The organism is Serratia sp. Z4, from assembly GCF_009900725.1.
Lineage (GTDB): Bacteria > Pseudomonadota > Gammaproteobacteria > Enterobacterales > Enterobacteriaceae > Serratia > Serratia nematodiphila.
Genome location: NZ_JAAABD010000001.1, coordinates 816,550 through 836,314, shown reverse-complemented (window position 1 = coordinate 836,314; position 19,765 = coordinate 816,550). Strand labels below are relative to the sequence as shown.

The 19,765-nt window shown below is 58.3% G+C and carries 22 protein-coding genes; 3 read left to right on the top strand and 19 right to left on the bottom strand.

The genetic code is table 11. The features are described from left to right. Nucleotides 1-73 precede the first annotated feature (73 nt). From potF to GT753_RS04125, 4 genes are all read right to left on the bottom strand, one after another. Nucleotides 74-1,183, bottom strand: coding sequence for a spermidine/putrescine ABC transporter substrate-binding protein PotF (gene potF, locus GT753_RS04140; protein WP_044031559.1), 1,110 nt, complete (start codon nt 1,181-1,183; stop codon nt 74-76). A 406-nt stretch (nt 1,184-1,589) separates the two neighbouring features. Next, entirely contained in the window at nt 1,590-2,069 is a 480-nt protein-coding gene (locus GT753_RS04135; RefSeq protein ID WP_004938666.1) for a YbjN domain-containing protein, read from the bottom strand. Between the two features lie 136 nt (nt 2,070-2,205). Beyond that, on the bottom strand, nt 2,206-3,108 hold the full coding sequence (rimK, locus tag GT753_RS04130) for a 30S ribosomal protein S6--L-glutamate ligase (protein WP_088381424.1): 903 nt from the start codon (nt 3,106-3,108) through the stop codon (nt 2,206-2,208). 54 nt (nt 3,109-3,162) lie between these two features. Next, a complete protein-coding gene (locus GT753_RS04125) occupies nt 3,163-3,477 on the bottom strand; it encodes a YbjC family protein (protein ID WP_016928364.1) in 315 nt (104 codons plus the stop codon). A 230-nt stretch (nt 3,478-3,707) separates the two neighbouring features. Here GT753_RS04125 and GT753_RS04120 point away from each other — a divergent pair, with 230 nt between their 5' ends. Then, entirely contained in the window at nt 3,708-3,971 is a 264-nt protein-coding gene (locus tag GT753_RS04120; protein WP_004938676.1) for a GrxA family glutaredoxin, read from the top strand. Nucleotides 3,972-4,010: 39 nt separating this feature from the next. Here GT753_RS04120 and GT753_RS04115 read toward each other — a convergent pair whose 3' ends face one another. After that, nucleotides 4,011-4,400 (bottom strand): inner membrane protein YbjM, encoded by a 390-nt coding sequence (locus GT753_RS04115; RefSeq protein ID WP_004938679.1) that lies wholly within the window; start codon nt 4,398-4,400, stop codon nt 4,011-4,013. A 294-nt stretch (nt 4,401-4,694) separates the two neighbouring features. Between GT753_RS04115 and GT753_RS04110 the strand changes: the two genes are divergently transcribed. Further along, nucleotides 4,695-6,383, top strand: a complete 1,689-nt coding sequence (locus GT753_RS04110; RefSeq protein ID WP_160125300.1) for an aspartate:alanine antiporter — start codon at nt 4,695-4,697, stop codon at nt 6,381-6,383. Nucleotides 6,384-6,676: 293 nt separating this feature from the next. On the opposite strand, the gene GT753_RS04105 is transcribed toward GT753_RS04110, so the two are convergent. The 8 genes from GT753_RS04105 to GT753_RS04070 all read right to left on the bottom strand — a co-directional run bounded on the left by GT753_RS04105 (nt 6,677) and on the right by GT753_RS04070 (nt 13,653). Then, nucleotides 6,677-6,895, bottom strand: coding sequence for a DNA-binding transcriptional regulator (locus GT753_RS04105; RefSeq protein WP_072265518.1), 219 nt, complete (start codon nt 6,893-6,895; stop codon nt 6,677-6,679). A 99-nt stretch (nt 6,896-6,994) separates the two neighbouring features. After that, nucleotides 6,995-8,143 carry a phage late control D family protein gene (locus tag GT753_RS04100; RefSeq protein WP_160125299.1) on the bottom strand — a complete coding sequence of 383 codons (1,149 nt, stop codon included), beginning with the start codon at nt 8,141-8,143 and terminating at the stop codon, nt 6,995-6,997. After that, on the bottom strand, nt 8,140-8,625 hold the full coding sequence (locus tag GT753_RS04095; RefSeq protein ID WP_060426771.1) for a phage tail protein: 486 nt from the start codon (nt 8,623-8,625) through the stop codon (nt 8,140-8,142). Before GT753_RS04095 ends, GT753_RS04100 begins: the two co-directional genes overlap by 4 nt. Before the next feature lie 3 nt (nt 8,626-8,628). Beyond that, a complete protein-coding gene (locus GT753_RS04090) occupies nt 8,629-11,475 on the bottom strand; it encodes a phage tail tape measure protein (protein WP_160125298.1) in 2,847 nt (948 codons plus the stop codon). Beyond that, complete coding sequence (locus GT753_RS04085) at nt 11,468-11,590, bottom strand: GpE family phage tail protein (protein ID WP_023456045.1); 123 nt, start codon at nt 11,588-11,590, stop codon at nt 11,468-11,470. The genes GT753_RS04090 and GT753_RS04085 overlap by 8 nt, the downstream gene beginning before the upstream one ends. 32 nt (nt 11,591-11,622) lie before the next feature. After that, a complete protein-coding gene (locus GT753_RS04080) occupies nt 11,623-11,904 on the bottom strand; it encodes a phage tail assembly protein (RefSeq protein ID WP_160125297.1) in 282 nt (93 codons plus the stop codon). A gap of 54 nt (nt 11,905-11,958) precedes the next feature. Next, on the bottom strand, nt 11,959-12,468 hold the full coding sequence (locus tag GT753_RS04075) for a phage major tail tube protein (RefSeq protein WP_160125296.1): 510 nt from the start codon (nt 12,466-12,468) through the stop codon (nt 11,959-11,961). 15 nt (nt 12,469-12,483) lie between these two features. Further along, the gene (locus tag GT753_RS04070; protein ID WP_160125295.1) at nt 12,484-13,653 is read right to left on the bottom strand and encodes a phage tail sheath protein; all 1,170 of its coding nucleotides are present in this window, start codon (nt 13,651-13,653) and stop codon (nt 12,484-12,486) included. A gap of 660 nt (nt 13,654-14,313) precedes the next feature. On the opposite strand from GT753_RS04070, the gene GT753_RS04065 reads away from it, so the two are divergent. Beyond that, nucleotides 14,314-14,598, top strand: coding sequence for a biofilm development regulator YmgB/AriR family protein (locus GT753_RS04065; protein ID WP_049278484.1), 285 nt, complete (start codon nt 14,314-14,316; stop codon nt 14,596-14,598). A 168-nt stretch (nt 14,599-14,766) separates the two neighbouring features. Here the strand turns inward: GT753_RS04065 and GT753_RS04060 are convergent, their stop codons facing one another. From GT753_RS04060 to GT753_RS25675, 6 genes are read right to left on the bottom strand one after another with little or no spacing between them, the layout of a single operon-like run. Continuing rightward, the gene (locus tag GT753_RS04060; RefSeq protein WP_160125294.1) at nt 14,767-15,261 is read right to left on the bottom strand and encodes a tail fiber assembly protein; all 495 of its coding nucleotides are present in this window, start codon (nt 15,259-15,261) and stop codon (nt 14,767-14,769) included. A 31-nt stretch (nt 15,262-15,292) separates the two neighbouring features. Then, nucleotides 15,293-17,827 carry a phage tail protein gene (locus GT753_RS04055; RefSeq protein WP_160125293.1) on the bottom strand — a complete coding sequence of 845 codons (2,535 nt, stop codon included), beginning with the start codon at nt 17,825-17,827 and terminating at the stop codon, nt 15,293-15,295. 9 nt (nt 17,828-17,836) lie between these two features. Beyond that, nucleotides 17,837-18,370: a phage tail protein I gene (locus GT753_RS04050; protein ID WP_015379109.1), complete on the bottom strand. Its 534-nt coding sequence runs from the start codon at nt 18,368-18,370 to the stop codon at nt 17,837-17,839. Then, nucleotides 18,363-19,271 carry a baseplate assembly protein gene (locus GT753_RS04045; RefSeq protein WP_160125292.1) on the bottom strand — a complete coding sequence of 303 codons (909 nt, stop codon included), beginning with the start codon at nt 19,269-19,271 and terminating at the stop codon, nt 18,363-18,365. Before GT753_RS04045 ends, GT753_RS04050 begins: the two co-directional genes overlap by 8 nt. A gap of 4 nt (nt 19,272-19,275) precedes the next feature. Beyond that, nucleotides 19,276-19,626, bottom strand: coding sequence for a GPW/gp25 family protein (locus tag GT753_RS04040; protein WP_060457481.1), 351 nt, complete (start codon nt 19,624-19,626; stop codon nt 19,276-19,278). Beyond that, nucleotides 19,623-19,763 carry a hypothetical protein gene (locus GT753_RS25675; RefSeq protein ID WP_154231760.1) on the bottom strand — a complete coding sequence of 47 codons (141 nt, stop codon included), beginning with the start codon at nt 19,761-19,763 and terminating at the stop codon, nt 19,623-19,625. The genes GT753_RS04040 and GT753_RS25675 overlap by 4 nt, the downstream gene beginning before the upstream one ends. Between the last annotated feature and the right edge of the window lie 2 nt (nt 19,764-19,765).

Here is a 19,765-nt window from a genome sequence, read left to right as displayed (position 1 = left end):
GCCCAAAACGGCAATGCAGGCGGGGAGCGCCCGCCTGCCGGTTTACCGACGATGGGGGGGATCCCCCCCATCATCACTTCCCGCTTTTAACTTTAGTCCATGCGCGGGTAATGACACGGTCCAGCTTCGGCGACTGCACGTTGAGCGTGAACAGCTTGGCGCGCAGATCGGCCGGCGGATAGACGTTCGGGTTCTCGCGCACTTCGGCGTTCACCAGCGGCGTGGAGTCTTTCACCGCATTGGCGTAATAGACATAGTTGCTGATGCCCGCCATCACGTCAGGTTTCATCAGGAAGTTCAGGAACTGGTACGCGGCGTCTTTGTTCTTGGCGTCCGCCGGCATGGCGAACATGTCAAAGTAGGTCAGCGCTCCCTCTTTCGGGATCGCGTAGGCCACGTTCACGCCGTTCTTCGCCTCTTTGGCGCGGTTGGCCGCCTGCATCACGTCACCGGACCAGCCGATCGCCACACAGATATCACCGTTAGCCAGATCGTTGATGTACTGAGAAGAGTGGAAGTAACGAATGTTCGGCCGCAGTTTCAGCAGCAGATCGTTGGCCGCGCCGGTGTAGTCCGCCGCATTGGTGCTGTTGGGATCCTTGCCCAGGTAGTGCAGCACGGTGGCGTAAACCTCGCTCGGCGCATCGAGGAAGGAGACGCCGCAGCTTTTCAGCTTCTCGAGGTTTTCCGGCTTGAGGATCAGATCCCAACTGTCGACAGGCGCGTCTTTGCCCAATGCCGCCTTCACCTTGTCGACGTTATAGCCGATGCCGGTGGTCACCATCAGGTATGGGATGCCGTATTTGTTGTCTTTGTCGTTGTGTGCAACCAGCTTCAGCATCTCGGGATCGAGATTCTTGTAGTTGGGCATTTTGCTCTTGTCGAGCGGTTCGAAGATGCCGGCCTGCGACTGGCGTTCGAGGAAGTTGGATGAAGGAACCACCAGATCATAACCGGTGCTGCCCGCCATCAGTTTGCCTTCCAACACTTCGTTGGAGTCAAAGACGTCGTACACCACTTTGATACCGGTTTCTTTCTGGAATTTGGCCAGGGTATCCGGCGCGATATAGTCGGACCAGTTATACACGTGCAGCGTTTTCTCTTCGGCTGACGCATTGACGGACGCGGCCATCAACAGGCCGGCAACCACACCCGATAACCACTTTTTACGTTGGGTGACCATCCGTAACTTCCTCCAAAACAGGGTGAATCATAGAATTGAACTTGTATCTGCAGCGATACAAAACCTTTCCTGATTGAGCGCAATCGTTGCAACCGCGAACTGAATGGCTATGCATATGATTGCATGCGCCTTTTTGCACTGCCCTGCTCGCGTGGTTACAAGGGAAATCGCAAGCCCTTTGCAGAATCAGCAGCATAGCCGCTGCCATCGCAACCCGCCAGCCCCCAGGGTAAAAAACGCCATTTATCGATTTTTTATGCAATTTTTCTCTATGTGATACGGCATTAATGGCGTAAAAGCCGAGAAAGATCGGGCGGCAGAGGCCTAAGTGCAGAATATTTAATTGCGGAGGGGAGTCACGACAGCATGCCGCCGGAGCGACGGCATGCTTAAGGTACAGCGAGGATCAGTGCAGCATCGGCTGACGCACGGCGCCAGCGGGGATCTCTTCTTCATCCCCCATAAACAGCAGATCGTTCGCCCGCGCCTCGAGGATCACCATCGAGACCTGCTCTTCGCCCTGCTGCATGAAGTGGGTGAACTGCTCGTAGGTGATGCCGACCGCCACGCTCAGCGACTGGCAGACGATCAGCTTCGGCAGGTTGTCGTCCTGAATGTCGACAAACGCCTTGATGGTCAGCGAGCTGGCGTTGATCTGGCTCAGGTCCGCCACCAGCGGGATCAGCGCGGTCGGCTTCACTTCGGCCAGCGCGGAGAACAGAATGACGTTGTCCACCAGATCTATCTTGGCGTCGAACACGCCGTCGAAGTTCTGCATGTGCGGCAGGTGCAGCGCCTGGCAGGAATCGCACTCAAAGAAAGAAATGCCCGACTGATCCAGCCAGCGCCGCAACAGCGCCAAATCGGGGACAATGAGTGAATCCATAATAACCAGCCTCACAATATTCAATACGCGAAAAGGCGCATAGCTTACGGAATATTCACCCGATACGCCACGATCAATGCGGCTTAATTCACTAATTCAGATATTGCACGGCGGGAAAGGCGCACCGCCCGCCCCGTCAACCGCCCGATTTCAGGCGGAAGCCCGGCCGGCCGCGCTGCTCAATGTATTCAATCATCATGCCGGCGATGTCCAGCCCGGTGGTGGTTTCCACCCCTTCCAGCCCCGGCGACGCGTTGACCTCCATCACCAGCGGGCCGCGTTCGGCGCGCAGGATATCCACCCCGGCGACGTCCAGCCCCAGCGTGCTCGCCGCTTTCACCGCGATCGCCCGCTCCCTGGCGGTGATGGTCACCTTGCGGGCGGTGCCGCCGCGGTGCAGGTTGGAGCGAAACTCGCCGGGCTTGGCCTGCCGTTCGATGGCGGCCACCACCCGGCCGCCCACCACCAGACAGCGCACGTCGCGCCCCTGCGCCTCGCGCACGTACTCCTGCACCAGGATGTGGGCATTCAGCCCGCGAAAGGCGTCAATCACGCTTTCCGCCGCCTGACGGGTTTCCGCCAGCACCACGCCGATACCCTGCGTGCCTTCCACCAGCTTGACCACCAGCGGCGCGCCGCCGACCAGTTCGATCAGATCGCCAGTGTCGTCCGGCGAATGGGCGAAACCGGTGATCGGCAGATCGATGCCCTGCCGGGCCAGCAGTTGCAGCGAACGCAGCTTGTCGCGGGCGCGGGTAATGGCCACGGATTCGTTGAGCGGGTAGCTGCCGAGCAGCTCGAACTGGCGTAGCACCGCCGTGCCGTAAAAGGTGATGGCGGAGCCGATGCGCGGGACCACCGCATCGTAACGTTCCAACTGACGGCCGCGATAATGAATGGTCGGCGCCGCCGGATTGATGTTCATATAGCAGGAGAGCGGATCGATGATATCGATGCTGTGCCCGCGATCTTCCGCCGCTTCACGCAGCCGCTTACATGAATAGAGCGATCCGTCGCGAGAAAGAATGGCAATTTTCACTCGTCACCCCAAAAGCCAACGCCTGCCCGGCAGGCGGGTTAGCGGCCGCGGCGCTCAGGCGCGCGGATCGCGATCCTGATTATCTTTCGATGCGTCTGCATCTTGCGGTTTGCGGCGATCGTTTTCCGGCGGCAACCCGCCGCGCATCAGCGGCCCGAAGCCCTGCACCACGCGCCATACCAGAAACGCCGCCGCCGGCACCATCAGCGCCACGCCGAGGAAAATCATGCCGACCGCCGCCTGCTGCGACGCCAGCCAACCCGGCAGTTGCAGGTGGCCGTGAATGCTGAGGTAGGCCAGCACCAGCATCACGATGCCCACCCCTTCCAACACCAGCACCGGGCGCGGTAAGTCACCGAATGAACGCATATTTTTCCTCTCCAGAAGGTCTGCCCCCAGTGTAGTGAATTCCCGTCGACGGCGACAGCCCCGGCTGACTAATTGGTTACATGAATCAGATTAACAGGTAATTCCTGCTTTTTTTTCACCGCCTCAACGGGCATAGTAGGCGCCATCTGACGCAGGTAATGACTTTTTCGGTGACGGGATGTCGTTGCAATCGCGAATAATTTATCGAAAATCCAATTAAGGAGCGTTGCATGTTTGCAGTAATCTTCGGGCGTCCTGGCTGTCCTTATTGTGTCCGCGCTAAAGAACTGGCGGAAAAACTGACTGAAGAACGCGACGATTTCAACTTCCGTTACGTTGACATCCACGCGGAAGGCATCACCAAGGCCGATCTGGAAAAAACCGTCGGTAAACCGGTTGAAACCGTGCCGCAGATCTTCCTGGACGAGAAGCACATCGGTGGCTGCACCGATTTCGAAGCTTACGCTAAAGAACACCTGAACCTGTTCCAGTAAGTTTTTGAACGACAAAAAAGGCGCTTAACGCGCCTTTTTTTATTGCCGCTGCCGCCGGTGCAGCTGCTGCAGCGTGTGCAACAGACCGAGGGCGAACAGCATCAGCATCGCGCCGAACACGCACCAAAACACCGCGCTGGTGGCGTAAGCCAATTCCTGCCAAAACGAATAGGACGGCGTCAGCCAGAAGTGGCGGATCAGCAGGCACAGCGGCAATGCATACAGCGCCCCCAGCAACGGACACAGCAGCCGCTTGCGGCTCGACAAATAGCTGGCGATTGCGCCGGGGATCACAAACAGCAGCAGGCCGGTTTCACCGTGGTGCTCATGATCCGTGCTGCCGAACAGGCCGGTTTGCTGGCCGAGAAACACCAGGCTGAACAACAGAAAACAGCTGAGAATGCCCAGCCAATATCTATAACTCGTCATGCGAATTCTCCCCCGCCCAATTACCGCATCAATAGAAATCGGCCCGGTCACCCGTGCGGTGACGCTGAACCGAATTTTTTCCTTGGTCAAAAGAGAGTTAAATGCGCCCGGCGGCGCAGGAAATCAGCTTTCTGTGCTGGCTGTCATCGGTCATAGCGTCTAGAATGAACGCCGCCGAACGATGGTTCGCTTCGCCTTACGCTGGTGGTGATTTATGATGTCGTTTTAAGGCTGAATTTATCTCTTATAGTTATTTATATCAAGCACTTACTGGTAAACAATAAGTTATCCTCCGTGAACATAAACGTCGCTAGTTTGTTAAACGGTAACTACATTCTGTTACTGTTCGTGGTACTCGCGCTGGGGCTGTGCCTCGGTAAACTCCGTCTGGGCTCCGTCCAACTCGGTAATTCCATTGGCGTTTTGGTGGTTTCGCTGCTGCTCGGCCAGCAACACTTCGCCATTAACACCGAGGCGCTGAATCTCGGCTTCATGCTGTTTATTTTCTGCGTCGGGGTGGAAGCCGGGCCTAACTTTTTCTCGATTTTCTTCCGCGACGGCAAGAATTACCTGATGCTGGCGCTGGTGATGGTCGGTTCGGCCATGGCGATCGCCATCGGCCTCGGCAAGCTGTTCCACTGGGACATCGGCCTGACCGCCGGCATGCTGGCCGGTTCGATGACCTCGACGCCGGTGCTGGTTGGGGCCGGCGATACGCTGCGCAACACCATCGTCAACGGCCCGGCGCTGCTGGCGGCGCAGGATCATCTGAGCCTCGGCTATGCCCTCACCTACCTGATCGGTCTGGTCAGCCTGATCTTCGGCGCGCGTTACCTTCCGAAGCTGCAGCACCAGGATCTGTCCACCTCCGCCCAGCAAATCGCCCGCGAGCGCGGCCTGGACACCGACAGCCAACGCAAGGTCTACCTGCCGGTGATCCGCGCCTACCGCGTCGGCCCCGAGCTGGTGGCCTGGGCCGACGGCAAGAACCTGCGCGAGCTGGGCATCTATCGCCAGACCGGCTGCTACATCGAACGCATCCGCCGCAACGGCATTCTGGCCAACCCGGACGGTGACGCGGTGCTGCAGGTGGGCGACGAGATCTCGCTGGTCGGTTATCCGGACGCCCACGCGCGGCTGGATCCGAGCTTCCGCAACGGTAAGGAAGTGTTCGACCGCGATCTGCTCGACATGCGCATCGTGACCGAAGAGATCGTGGTGAAGAACAGCAACGCAGTGAACAAACGCCTGAGCCAGCTGAAGCTGACCGACCACGGTTGCTTCCTCAACCGCGTGATCCGCAGCCAGATCGAAATGCCAATCGACGACAGCATCGTGCTCAACAAGGGCGACGTGCTGCAGGTAAGCGGCGACGCGCGCCGGGTGAAGAGCGTGGCGGAGAAGATTGGCTTTATCTCGATCCACAGCCAGGTGACCGATCTGCTGGCGTTCTGCGCCTTCTTCATCATCGGCCTGCTGATCGGCCAGATCACCATTCAGTTCAGCAACTTCTCGTTCGGCATCGGTAACGCCGCCGGTCTGCTGATGTCCGGCATCATGCTCGGCTTCCTGCGCGCCAACCACCCGACCTTCGGCTACATTCCGCAGGGCGCGCTGAACATGGTGAAAGAGTTCGGCCTGATGGTGTTTATGGCGGGCGTGGGCCTGAGCGCCGGCGCCGGCATCGGCCACAGCCTGGGCGCAGTCGGCGGCCAGATGTTGATCGCCGGGCTGATCGTCAGCCTGGTGCCGGTGATTATCTGCTTCCTGTTCGGCGCCTACGTGCTGCGCATGAACCGCGCCCTGCTGTTTGGCGCCATCATGGGCGCCCGCACCTGCGCGCCGGCGATGGAGATCATCAGCGACACCGCGCGCAGCAACATCCCGGCGCTGGGCTACGCCGGCACCTACGCCATCGCTAACGTGCTGTTAACGCTGGCGGGTTCGCTCATCGTGGTGCTATGGCCGGGCATACTCGGTTGATCGATTAGCGGAAGAGATGGATCGGCGATAAAAATATTTTGATTTTTTTGTCGCCGGCCAGAACTTTCGTTGGGGGCCGCAGTCTGAATTAGTGCCACTGCTTTTCTTTGATGTCCCCATTTTGTGGAGCCCGATAATCCCGCCTTTTAGGTTCAAGATTATCGGGTTTTTTGTTGCCTTGAAAAAATATCCTTATAAAACAATGCTACACAAAGCACATAACTACCCTGTGGCGACAAAGTGGCGACAGCCATTTTACGGGCATAAAAAAACCTGCTTTCGCAGGCTTCTTGTTAAATCCAAAGTGTTCCCTGATTGCTTCGGGTTGGGTGTGGCGGAGCGATATCAACTTTGCCCGGTGATACGATCTGCCGCTGAATAGATTCCAACGTCACAAAAGTACAACTGCAATTTATGTTTTGGCATTGATGATAACGCTCTTTAGTATTCTCACTTAGATAGCGGCTTGTGCGGGCATGGGCGGCAGTTCGGCAAAGCGGGCAATGCATCATGTTGATATTCCCTTCTCAATCTCTCATTTGTCGCGATAATACTCCGCCCGATCGAGAACAAAACTACCTTTAAGTGAATTTACAAAACATCAATTCACATTACGAGACTTCATAAATCACATCCGACAGCAAAACCTCAAACTCCAGTGCCGTCGTAAAACCGCCGTTACTCAAATTGTGCGTAACTTTGCTCACTATCCAGTCTTGCGCATCGATCGCCGCTTTAAACCCGCTGACGCGTACCGGCGTTTCCGGGGTGATGTTGGCCCGGCCCATCGCCAGCGACAGTGAGAACTCAGCCACACCGCGCTGAAGCTTTTCCCACTTGGCCTGTGCGGCGCGCATCGCGGCGGCCTTGGTGGCGTAAATTTTGGTGATCGCAAACACGTTATCCTCAGCCCCCACCAGATAATCGCCTTTCGCTGCCTCCGCCGGTTTCCCCGGTTTTTTACTGCTACCCGGTTTCGCCTTCGGGTGTTGCAGCGCGCGCAAATGCTGCTCTTTTGGCTTGCGCTGCAGCTTCACTTTCTTCGGCTTCGGCTGTTTTGTGTTGAGCCAGCTCGCCGTAACGCCGGTGTAGGCATCCCGATCGGCAATGCTGAAACTGTGCTGATCGCCATCCTGCCGGGTGATGGTATACACCGGCAATGGCTTCCCACCTACCGTGGCGCCGTTCCCCGGTCGCAACAACAGCAGAGCACCATTTTTCACCGCCGCCACCGCGCCGTTGAGCGTTGCGAGTCGGGTAATAAATGCCGCGTCCGTCTCCTGCGTCTGGTCAATATGGCTGATTTTGATGGTGCCCAGACCGGCGGCCAGCGAGGCTTTCAGCTTATTGCGCGCAGCCACCTTCTGCACAATGGCGCCCAGGGTGGTGTCGTGGTAGGACTCATCGCGCCGGGTGTTCAGCGAACCGCGAAAATCCGCACTACGCGCGCGAATAGTCAACGTGTCCGGCGCGCCCCGGTGTTCGACCTCATCGACCGTAAACTGGCCTTTTGGCGTCAATGGCGAGCCTTGCCAGCCGAGCGCCAGCGACAGCACCGCATTGCGCTGAGGCATCGCCATCAGTCCGTCGCTGTCGTCCAGCTCGATATCGAGCTGGTCGGCCTCAAAGCCCCGGTTATCCGTCAGCGACAGCGAAATCAGCCGCTTGCGGATGTTCTGCGTGATGTCGTTATCCTGCAGCAACAGCGAAAAATCCGGGGCAACTCGCGCCCCGGCTGGCAGGCTTACGCCGGTGATCATGATAACAACCCTCCCATAGCACCGGCGGCCTTCCCGGCCATCTCTCCGGCTTTATCGTACAGTTCCCCGGCCTGCTGGCGCAGATCGCCAAACATCGCCGACAGGGACTCATCGACCCGCTTCAGGTTGAGCGTGAACTCTGTGCGGCGCGGGCTGCCGTCGGCGAAAAACTCGGAATGCGTTTCAGAAATCGACTCGATCACAAACATGCCGTAAATCGTGCCGGTGCCTTCAATCAGCGGCCACGCCCGCCCCTGCTCGGCCATCAGTTGCAGCGTCAGCAGTGACCAGCGGCCGCCGGTGATCTCCGGCAGCAGCACCCCGGACAGCGTGATTTTTTCCTCATCCATCCCCAGAAATTGCGCCGCCGGGCGCAGGCCAACGCGGGCGTTGCTCGGCCAGCGATATTCCGCGTTGCGATTCATTGACTGATAAGGCAGCGTCTGCAGCATAAAAACAAACAGGCCAAGCGTTAACATCATGGTTTACCCTCCGTAGTTCATGCGGCTTCGCGCGGCGGCCGCGTGTTTGCGTCGTTCGGCCTCAAGCTGGCGCGAGACTTCACGCGCAATAGATGCCGCATCTTGACCGGGGGCGCCGTACACCTGAATCGTGATCGGGGCTGGCGCCGTAGCGGGTGCGGCAGCCGGGGCCGACGCCATCACCGGTGTTGACAGCGATAACATCGCCGCCGACAGCGCCGCCGTTTTCCGGCGCCCGGTGACGTTCGCCGGGCCGTTGACGATCTCCGGGCCACGCTCGCCGACGATGCCGAACTGGCCGCTCGGGATGATGCCGCCCTTGTCGAATGCCCCTGCATAACCCGGCCCCGGCATCAGCTCAGGCGCCGGGCGGTTGTATGAAATCGCCGGGTTAACCTCCGCCTCATCGTCGCCAAATTTCATCCAGTCCGGCAGCATATCCGTGAGGCTGGAAAACTTGTCTTTCAGCGCCTGCCAGCGCTCGCTAATGCCGTCAATGACCCCGTTAATCATGTTCATCCCGGCTTCTTTGAACTGCCCCGGCAGCGCTTTAGCCCCATTTACCAGCCCCTCCCATTTGCCATTAAGCCAGCCAGTCAGCCGATCCCATGCCTGAACCGTGGCGGCGCTCAGCGCCAGCCATGCCGCGTTAACACGCTCGCCGATGGTGTCCCAGACGGCGGCGGCACGCTCCGCGATACCGCTCGCAACGCCCCAGATGCCGGTCAGCAGGCCGGGCAATCCGCCCAACAGCTGCAGCGGCAGGCTCAATCCGGCCGCGATCCACTCACCAAACATGCGGCCATAGCGCGCGGCGGTCTGGAGTTCGGCCTGTGAGGATTTCACCGGCTCGATCAGCTTGCCGAACCACTGCCACACGTTGCGCACCATGCTAAGCAGCGGCGTAAATGCGCCTGCCAGCGGGACAAGCGCGGCGCGCATCGGCGCGAAAGCGGCGCTGAAGCCTTCGCCGATGCCCGTCAAAAAGGCGCTGATAGGCTCCCAATATTTACGGATAGTCAACGCCACACCGGCAATCACCGCCGCCGCCGCAACCACCGGCAAGGTGATCACACTGAATGCGGCCGCAATCCCGGCGCCGACGGTGGTAAAGACCGTTCCCAGCAGCCCGGCCCCGGCGATCAACATATTGACCCCGGCCATCACCGGCCATGCAATAAGGCCCAGCGCAGCAAGGCCACCGATCAGGACCGTAACGCCCGCCGTGACTTTCACCAGCGTGCCGACCAGCTCAGGATTGGCCTTCACCCATGCCCCCGCCTTGGTGAGCCATTCGGTAGCGGAAACCGTTAGCTTACGCAGCGCTGAATTCTGGCCGTCGAACACTTCAATGCGCACGTCCTCCCAAGCGGAAAACAGGTTTTTCAGGTCGCCGTCGAGGTTGTCCACCTTCACTCGGGCAATCTGGGCCGTAGCCCCTTTTGACTGGGTGACGGTGCTGTGTTTTTCGCTCAGCTTGCCGTTCCCGGCGGCGTCAATCAGCTTGATAGCGCCTTTCATCGCCTCTTCGCCAAAAATGACTTTCAGGTATTCGGCCTGCTGAGCGGTGCCGAGCTTGTTGGTTTTAAACGAGCCGTTAATTTTCTTGAGGATGTTCGCGATCGGCAGCATGTTCCCTTTGCCGTCCTTTGATTTTACGCCCAATTCTGACAACGCATCAGCCGCCTGCCCGACGGGCGCCTGTAACCGCGTAAACATCGCACTGGCCGCCGTACCGGCCATAGACCCCTTGATGCCGTTATCTGCCAACACGCCCAGCAAGGCGGTGGTGTCCTCGATACTGGCCCCGGCCGCCTCGGCGATCGGCGCGACGTACTTCATCGCTTCGCCAAAATCCATCAGGTTGCTGTTCGAGCTGGTGAAACCTTTGGTCATCACGTCCGCGACGCGCTGGATCTCGTCTATCGGCATGTTAAACGCCGATTGCATGTTGGTGATGATGTCGGCCGCGTCGGCGATGTCCAGATCAGAGGCCAGCGCCAGATTTACCGTTGATTCGGTCGATTTCAGAATGGCATCGCCGTTAAAGCCGGACTTGGCGAGCACCGATTGCGTGCGGGCGACGTCCGTCGGCGAAAACGCGGTCGTGGCGCCAATATCCCGCGCCTGCTGGCGAATGGCGGCCAGTTGCTGGTCATTCTTCGATAGTCCGAGCGTGGCTTGCGTGTCTGACATCTGCCTGTCGAACTGCACCCCCGGCGCAATAAACGCCCCTTCAGCGACCAGCCCGGCGGTAGCGATACCCAGCCCGGCCGCGCTGGTATTACGGACAGCCGCAGTTGCCGATTGCCCGGCACGGTAACGCGCGCTGACGCGGTTAACCTGCTCTTGCTTCTTGCTCAGGCGATCCAGCTCGCCGCGCTGGCGGCCCAGCGCTGTCGTGGCTTCGCTGGCGCAGGCCTTCAACCGGCGCTGTTCGGCGCTCAGGTTCCGGGTAGCGATGCCGTCAGCGTTGAGCGCGTCACGCTGGCGCTGCACCGACTGGCGCAGGCCGTTGTATTTCGTCTGCAGCTCGGCGGCGGCGCGCTTTGATGCCTCCAGTAAGCGCGCTTGCTGCGCCGTGGGTTTTTCCGTCGCCTTGAACTGGACGGCCAGCGCGGCCGCCTCTTCCTTGGCTTTCTTCAGTGCCTTGCCGGTAACGGCAAGCTGCCCCTGCGCCTTGCGAAACCCGTCAATCCGGGCGCTTTGCGCGTCCAGAGCCTTGAGGGTTTGCTGCGTGGTTTTGATGTCAGCGGCCAGTGATTTACTGGCCTGTTGGATACTCTTTAGCGGGCGGGTGGCTTGGTCTACGGCCTTCAGCAGCACCTGTAGCTGCAGGCTTTTACTCATCGTGATTAACTCCGCTGCGTTGCAGTGCCAAATGGCGCCAGTTCAACAGCTCCGTGAGCGTCATTCCGGCCATTTCAGACGGCGGCCAGTGGAAGATCACCGCGATGTCCGCCATCAGGTCATCAACGCCCAGCCGGGCGTCGGGGATTAGGCCGCCGAGTTCGGCGACAAAAAACCGACCACTTTCCCGGCCAGCGCCACCAAATCCGGCAGCTCAAGGCGCGCGCATTCTTCTTTGGTCAGGTTCGGCACGGTCACACGCGGCAGCACAACCAGCAGCGCGTCAACATCGGCATTGGCGATCGCCGCCAGCCCGACGCCGCGCAGCGCGCTCGCGTTCGGTTTAATCACCTGCACATCGGTGATGGTGGTTTCACCCCGCTTGATCGGGGTGTCGAGGGTAACGGTATTTTCTTTTGCGTCTTTCATGGTGCTCTCTCAAATCAGGGGGAAAAGGGCCAGCCCGGCGGACTGGCGCAAGAATTACAGGCCGATCGCCTTGCGATGCTCGGCCAGCCGGTCAACGCCGTTGACCTTTTCGACCATGTTCACTGTATCGACCTCGATCAGCTCTTTGCCGTCCACGGTCAGCTTGAAGTAAGTACACTCGGTGGAAACCTTGGTTTCGGTATCCTCGCCCTGCTTGTACTCGCCAAAGTCGATTTCCTTGTGGCGGCCGCGCATCACCACTTCCACAGCGGACACCTCGCCGGTGTCGTCACGCTGGAAGGAACCGGCAAAGCGCAGCGGCACGGCATCGACGGCGCCCCACTGCTTCAACACCAGCTCATCAATGCCGCCCATCGACCACTCAACGGCCAGCGCGTCATCGTCCAGCCCCATATCGATGGAGGCCGTGCCGTTCATGCCGCCGCCCCGGTATTTCTCCAGCTTGCGGGTGAGCTTCGGCAGCGTCAGCGAGGACACCACGCCCATGTAGCTGTAGCCGTCGTTGAAGAGGTTCAGGTATTTCAGTTTTTTCGGCAGTGCCATGTTCTAACGTCTCCTTTAGCGGTTCACGGATGCCGCAAATGTCGCAAGATAGCGATCGGTGATGCGCTGGCGCAGGGTTAAATCTTCCAGCGGTGGCACCGGCGTGTAGTCGTAATCGATAAACAGCTTGCCCGCCTTCAGGGTTTCCTTAGTGTTGGCGCTTTCGTCGTACCAACAAGTGCCGTCGATAATCAGCCCGGCGGATTTCAGCTCGCGGAATTTCGCGTTGATGCCGTCAATCATGTCGCGCACCAGCGTAGGCGTCACCGGGCGGTCAACGGCCCATAGGTGCGCCTCGGCCATGGTGTCGGCCAGCACCTGCGCGGTGCGGGTGTAGTTCTCGAACATGAACAACGGATCATCGGAACAGGTGCGGGAACCCCAGAATTTAAAGCCGTCTTTACGAATAAGGGTGGTGACGCAGGCTTGGTTTAACAGGTCGGCATCGGTGCCGGTCGCCTGCAAATCCCAGAACACGCTGGCGGTGATGCCGGTCACGCCGTTAACGCCGACATTTGAAAGCGTCTTATGCCAGCCGGTTTCCGTGTCGATTTTGGCACGCAGGCCCAGCGCGCGGGCGGTGGCGTAGGCGATGTCGCTCTGGTTGGCGGTGGTGTTCCAGCTGACAAAATCCGGCCAGATCAGCATCAGCTCGCGCTGGCTGAAATTGTCGCGGTACTTGGTAGCCTCCTGCACGGTTTTGCAGCCGTAGGCGCTGATATAGCCAAACGCGCGCAACTGCTGACAAATCCCGGCCAGCGCCGTCGCGACCTCCTGATTATCCAGCCCCGGCACGCCGAGGATGCGCGGCTTAACGCCCAGCTCAGCCTGTGCAGATAACAGCGCTTTCATGCCGGTATAGCGGCCTTCAGCGTTCGCGCCGCCGATGATGTTGGAGGTGGTTTCCGCCGCGTCTTTGCCGGTGGCAACGCGGACAACCACTGTGACCGGCTTGGCCTGTTCAGCGATCGCCCGCAACGACGCCGCCAGCGTGCCTTTTTTACCGGCCTTGCCGGAAGCAGCCAGCACGTCAGTGATCAGTACCGGGGTATCGAGCGGGAAAACCGACGCGTCAGCATCCTCCGCCGTGCAGACCATGCCGACGATTGCCGTCGATACGGTGGAAATAACGCGGGTGCCGTCGTTGATTTCGACGATGCGCACGCCGTGATGATAATCGCCCATTAATTTGCTCCGGGTGGTGAGTAGGTGCAGGCATGATGACGCCCGGCTCGCCGGGCCGCACGCGGTGGGTGCTGGAAGGCCGACCAGACAACAGGCCGAGCCGGATTGGGGGATTTTGGAGGGAATAACGATCGCTCGCGCCGATCAATTACGTTGTATTGATCTACGCAATCAATTGGACGTCTGAGAGCCGGGCGGGGTAAGGTCTGGAGGTCAAGCGCGGCAACATCAGGGAAGCCGCAAACACAAAGCCCGCATCACTGCGGGCTTTTTCATGGGGGTAACGACATCTTTTCGAAAGCGCAGACTTTCGAATGGCACTTTTCCTAAGATTTCTCACTTCAGCATTTTTTGCTTGTTCAACCGGCCAAACTGCTTTAGTGTCGCCAATAGACGACACATGCCTCTAGTCGTCACATGCAGTAGTTCATGTAGCTATCATCACCAAATTTCGCCCCGCCGTGGGGCATTTTTTTAAATATTTGTCCTAAATTCGTTTCTTACCGTTCGTAATCACTTGCCATGATTTCAGAACATTCCTAACCTAAAAGCGTTATTCAGGGTTCGCAATCCCTTATAACAACCTTTGTAACGCTTGATACACCAGAGACAAATTTTTGCCCGCTTCGGTGGGCTCTTTCAACCAAACTAAGGATGGGAATGCCTGCTCTAAAGACGACATCTGGATTAACGGCCAAATCCGAAAAATCATTGATTGGAGGCCTTATGAGTATTCATTACCTTACCGATAGTGAAACGCAGAACTTGGAAAAGGTAGGCACGGTTCTGGGCAGATGTGTCATTGATCTTCTTGTTCGCAAAAAAATAGTCAACACCGATAATATTCTTTCTCAAATAGTCGCAGAAATGGAAAAAGCATCTGATAACGATGAATTCCAGTTATACCGCGACACATTGGAGTTTGTAGGCACGCTTTCAAAATAACCGGGGAAATGCCACTATGAAGAATGAACTCGCAACAGCAATTACCATAGGAAGCATACTACTGTTCGTCATCCTAATTGGTGCGCCGAATTTTGTAACAACTATGGTGCCATGACCATTTTCCGTTAACTTCCAAAATAAAAGCCCCGCATCGCTGCGGGCTTTTTATTAGACGCTGGGCGCAACCGGCCAATCGATATCCGGCGCATTCTGCGGATTGATGCGGCTCAGCTGCACCCGGTAAGTTTTCCAGAGCTTGAGCTGCACGATTTCCTCCTCCATCGCCATCCCTAAATCGACCGCATCCTGCAGCGGCGCAACAGCCTTACCCGCGCTCGCCAGCAATTCATTTTTTCTGGCTTCAGCCCTCGCCATCATTTCTTCGGCGGAATAGATGCGCTGGCTCACCTTCTTACCGTCAAACACCCACTCACCATTAGCCAGACAACGCTTTGGCAGTTTCGTTGGGGTCAGCTCAATAACCGATAAGCCAATCGGCCACAGCATCGACACATCACTGTTAATCGCGCAGATAATGCCGCTTTCGTCATAAGCCAGTTTTACTGTGTCAGGCGAAAACAATTTTTGCGCAGCGTACCAGTCAATACCGTTATCATCCTGAAGATAAATAACGTTCTCGCCGAGGAATAACTCTTCCGGCATGTATCTCTTCAAATTCTTAATGTGTTGCATTTTACACCGTTCCAATTGTTGCCCATGTGCCGTTAATTAGCACCTGAACCGCTGAATAAGCGCCCCAGATTGAGGGGTTGTAGTTTGAGCCGGACATACCCGTATAAACACAGCCCGACGGTAAATCGATGCGCCCGCCGGTATCCGCAATAACCGTGCGCCCGGCCATGCGCACACCCTGAACCAGATTCTGATAGGCCCAGTTCTGCGCATTGTTCTGCGCAGCCGAGATATTTTGATTAAGCCAGTTGCTGAGGTAGCCGCCCCAGCAACTGCCTTGAACGTTGCCGTCTGGGTGCCACGTCGTCCCGCTGGAGGTGGTGATCGCAGGCCATTTACCGCCGATATGAATACCCGACTCAAAAGCGGCGGCGCCGGTTCTGACATCCACAGAGAACGGACGCAGGGCGTTGAATGTGCCGTATTGGTCATTTTCGTTTGTCAGCAGCAGATAAAGCCGGTTGCCGTCATTGCGCCAGAAGGAACCGAACCCGCCGCCGACCATGCGATAATTATCAATATGGGTAGATTGGATCTCCGCGCTGGTCTTTAGCGTCCCGGTTAACTGCCCGCCGGTCTTCGCCAGATAGCGGCCATCTGCTTCGGTTTTATTCCAGGCGTTAACGTCACCGGCCAACAAATTCACATCAGCGGACAACGGCTTACCGTTCACCTTGATAGAGCGCAGCGCGTATTTCTGCGCGGCCTGCGCATCCGTCAGCGCGCCAACGTCAGCGGCCGTCGGTTTGTAGTGTGTCGTGTACACCTGCGCCCACGCCTTAGCCGTCGCCGGATTATCTTCCCGAGGAGAACGTAGCCAAAACTCCGTATTACCCGAGCCGATCGCAAATTGGACATGCCGGTATTTGTTGAGTTTGAACGTCATCAAATTACCGAGATTCCCTTTAGTCAGTGGATAGCCGACTGATTTATCGCCGAGCTGTTCAAGGGTGAAACCGTCCGGCCGTGTGAGGTCGCTGTCAGCGTTTGTGGCCTGCAAGCTTTCGCTGGGGAAAACCACGCGCGGCAACGCAAGCGCCCCGGTCATGGTGTCGCCCGCCCGTTTCACATAGCGCCCGTCGGCTTCGGTTTTGTTCCATGCGTTGACATCACCGGCCAACAGATTGACATCCCCGCTCAACGGTTTGCCGTTCACCTTGATGGATCGCAGCGCATATTTCTGCATAGCCTGCGCATCCGTCAGCGCACCGGTTTCTTGCGCGGTAGGCGGTTTCGCCGTCGTATAAATACGCGGGTTTGCTCCCTGATTAGCTTCAGCGCCCCAATGCAGCTCGTCATCGATCCCCATACCAAGGCGCATCAGTGCCTTCCCGGCGACTTGGAAACCGATTGATAAATTACTCTGTGCTGAAGGGCGGCTCATGACCAACGGCGTATGCTGGTTTCCCTCAATATTCAGTGAGTCCCCATCCGTTTCAGCGTTGCCGGGCTTAATAGCCAGTTTTTTAACCGTGCCGCCGGACAGCATCAGAAAACGGCCGTCAGCTTCGGTTTTACTCCATGCGCCGACATCGGCGGCCGTCGGTTTGTAATCGGTGGTGTAAATCCGTGACCACACCACCCCATTTTCCGGCCGGTTAGAACGGCCAATAAAACCATGTCCCAACCCCGACACGCTGACATAGCCCGTTGAGGGTGCGGCATCGCAAGGCAGGCTCAGCACCCCGGCGGCAATATTTCCAGCGATCGGCGGCTTGTTCTCAGAGGTCGCATTCAGCCGGTAAATTTGCGCAGTGTTGCAATAAGCGTTATCGAAAGCCCGCGCGCCCGCCCCCAGACCAAACGCGCCGACGGCCATCAGTTGCCCGCCTTCTACCCCGACGTTGCGCGTCGCGGCATCACCCAGCGCCAGATTGCCACGCGCGGCGGCCTTGTCGGGCAAGTCGGACAGATTGGAGGCCTTTTTCATGCTGGCATCGCTGACAGTTTTAAGCGCCTTCGGCGTGCTGGCTTTCGTTTCGTCGGTGCTGGTCGTTGCGCTGCTCAGCTGTACCAGCCCTTTCGCCGTGGTGCTGGCGTCCGGGTGATTGCGGGTTTTCTCATGCGCGGCGATCGCGTCGGCCACAAAATCCTTGGTCGCCAGCACGATGTCGCCACCGGCGATCACCTGAATCGCCTCGGTGCTGCTGACAATCAGGATCATGCGCAGCGTCTGCGTGCGGCCGCTGCCCTCTTCCAGCTTCGGCTTGTAACTCTCCGCCATGTTGCTGGCGGCAATCAGCGTCCCGGCCTCGTCATAGAGGCCCATTTCACGCAACCACCACCCGCCGACGTTCGCCGGAATAATCATCTCGGCCAGAATGTGATTTTTCAGCGCCTTATCGATAGTCAGCCCGTTGAGTGCCGCGCGGTATTTCTCGTTGACGAGTTTTGTTTGCGCCGGATTGGGCGTCGGCAGCGTGCCGTTCCCGTCGCCGATGGCCATAGAGACGATTTTCAACTGCGTGCCGCCCGCGCTGGCGGCGGCAATCTTGGCCGCCCCGGCGGTGGTAATAATCGCTTTGTATTTGTTCATGATTTTCTCTTATCCGGGGTAAACGGTAATAACATCGCCATCAATGGCGGCCGCGCCGGTGTAAATCCGGCCGGGGATGTCCTGCAAAATGTTGAGGCCGATCAGGTGGCGACTCAGGGGCTTGGCGTCGGCGATCAGGCGCTCCATTTCCTGATACATCTCCTCGGTGATACCGGTTTCCAGCACGCCAATATCCAGCCGGAACGTTCCGGGAGGATCGGCGCCGTCAGTGTGGAACCACTCAATGACATTAATCAGGTAGCCGAGCGGCTCAACCACGCGGCGCACGGCGCCGATGGTGCCCTTGTGCCGGTGAATGTAGAACGCAGCCGAAACCACGCCCCGCTTCACGTCCTCCGGCCACGCCTCATCCCAGCGATCGACAGAGAACGCCCACGCCAGATAGGGCAGCAGATGCACCGGGCAGGTTTTCGGGTTCCACAAATCACGCAGGGGAACCGGCACGCGCTCCAGCTCGGCACACGCGGCAGCGGCCGCAACCTCCAGCGGTGATGAGCCGACAGGCAATAAGCGGTTAGTCATCGGCGCGCCCCGGTGTGATTTTCACGCCGGTGCAGTAACCCGCCTGCGTTTTATCCAGCACGATGTCGGTGGTCGGTTGAGCAACCTCAACACGTTCAACACCTTCTACGGTCAGCGCTGCGATGATGCCGGAGCGCCGGATACTGCGGCCTAAGCGGCGCATGGTCAGCACATAATTTTGCAAACGTTGTTTCGCCTCCGTGAGGATCGGCGCAACCTCCGGGCCGGGATAGAGAAACAGCGTGGCATCAATGCCATAGCGGGTTATTTTGGCCGCTTGCACGATGACACGATCGGCGACCGGGCGCACATCCTCATCATTCAGCGCATCGCGGACAACCTGCAACAATTCAGGGCTGGCGGTGCCGTCGCCGTCCCGTGACAACACGGTGACGGTCACGTTAGCCGGTGATGGGCTGATTGCTGTCACATCGGCCACCCGGCCATCAGCCGAGCGGGCGTGAAAACGATAGGAACCGGCCGATCCCGCTGTGCTCATGCCTTCGAAAGCATCCTGCAGGCGCAGGCGGTAATCTTCATCCGCTTCCATGATTGCCGGTGTCGGCGGAATGGTGCTCTCATCCGCCGGGGCGATCACCAGTCGCGGCGTGTTGAAGTTTTCGCCGAGCTGGTCGAGGTCTTCGCCGGTGGAATACGCCAGCATCACCGCTTTGGCGGCATCGTTGACGCGCTGGCGTAAAATCACCTCGCGGTAGGCGTTTTCCTGCAACAGCTTAACGATCGGCTCCGACTCCAGCGCCAGAGTGCGCGCGACGGCCTCCCGCTGTTCCTCCGGGTAAAGCGAAATCAGCGTCGCCTTACGCTCTGCCAAAATGTCTTCATAATCCAGCACCTCAACGACGATCGGCGCGGGCAGTTGGCTTAAATCGATAGTTGCCATGGTTTCAGCTCACAGGAACAGACAGCGACAGCGCGCCGGGGGCATCGGTGCGGGTGCCGGTGATGTCGATCACCATCTTGCCGTCAAAAGTGGTATTAAAGGCGATGCCGGTCAGCTTAACGCGCGGCTCCCACGCCAAAATCGCGCTGTAACAGGCGGCCATGATCTGCAGGCGCAGCGCGTCGTTTTGCGGCTGGTCGAGCAGCTCAGAGAGCAACGAGCCATAAGCCCGGCGCATCGGGCGCGAACCCTGCGGCGTGATCAGGATGTCCGCCACAGACTGGCGAATATGCTCGATGTCCGTCAGCGTGCGGCCGGTGCCTCGGTTCATGCCGATATATTTGGCGCTGTTCATGACAGCAGCAGCCCGATAAACAGGAACCAGCCCCAGCCGGACACTCCATTAAGAGCCAGCATGACAGCACCCGATAAGGCAATCGCAGCACCCAATCGAGAAACAAGAGCGGCCAAAATTACTGATAGGGTTTTCATAC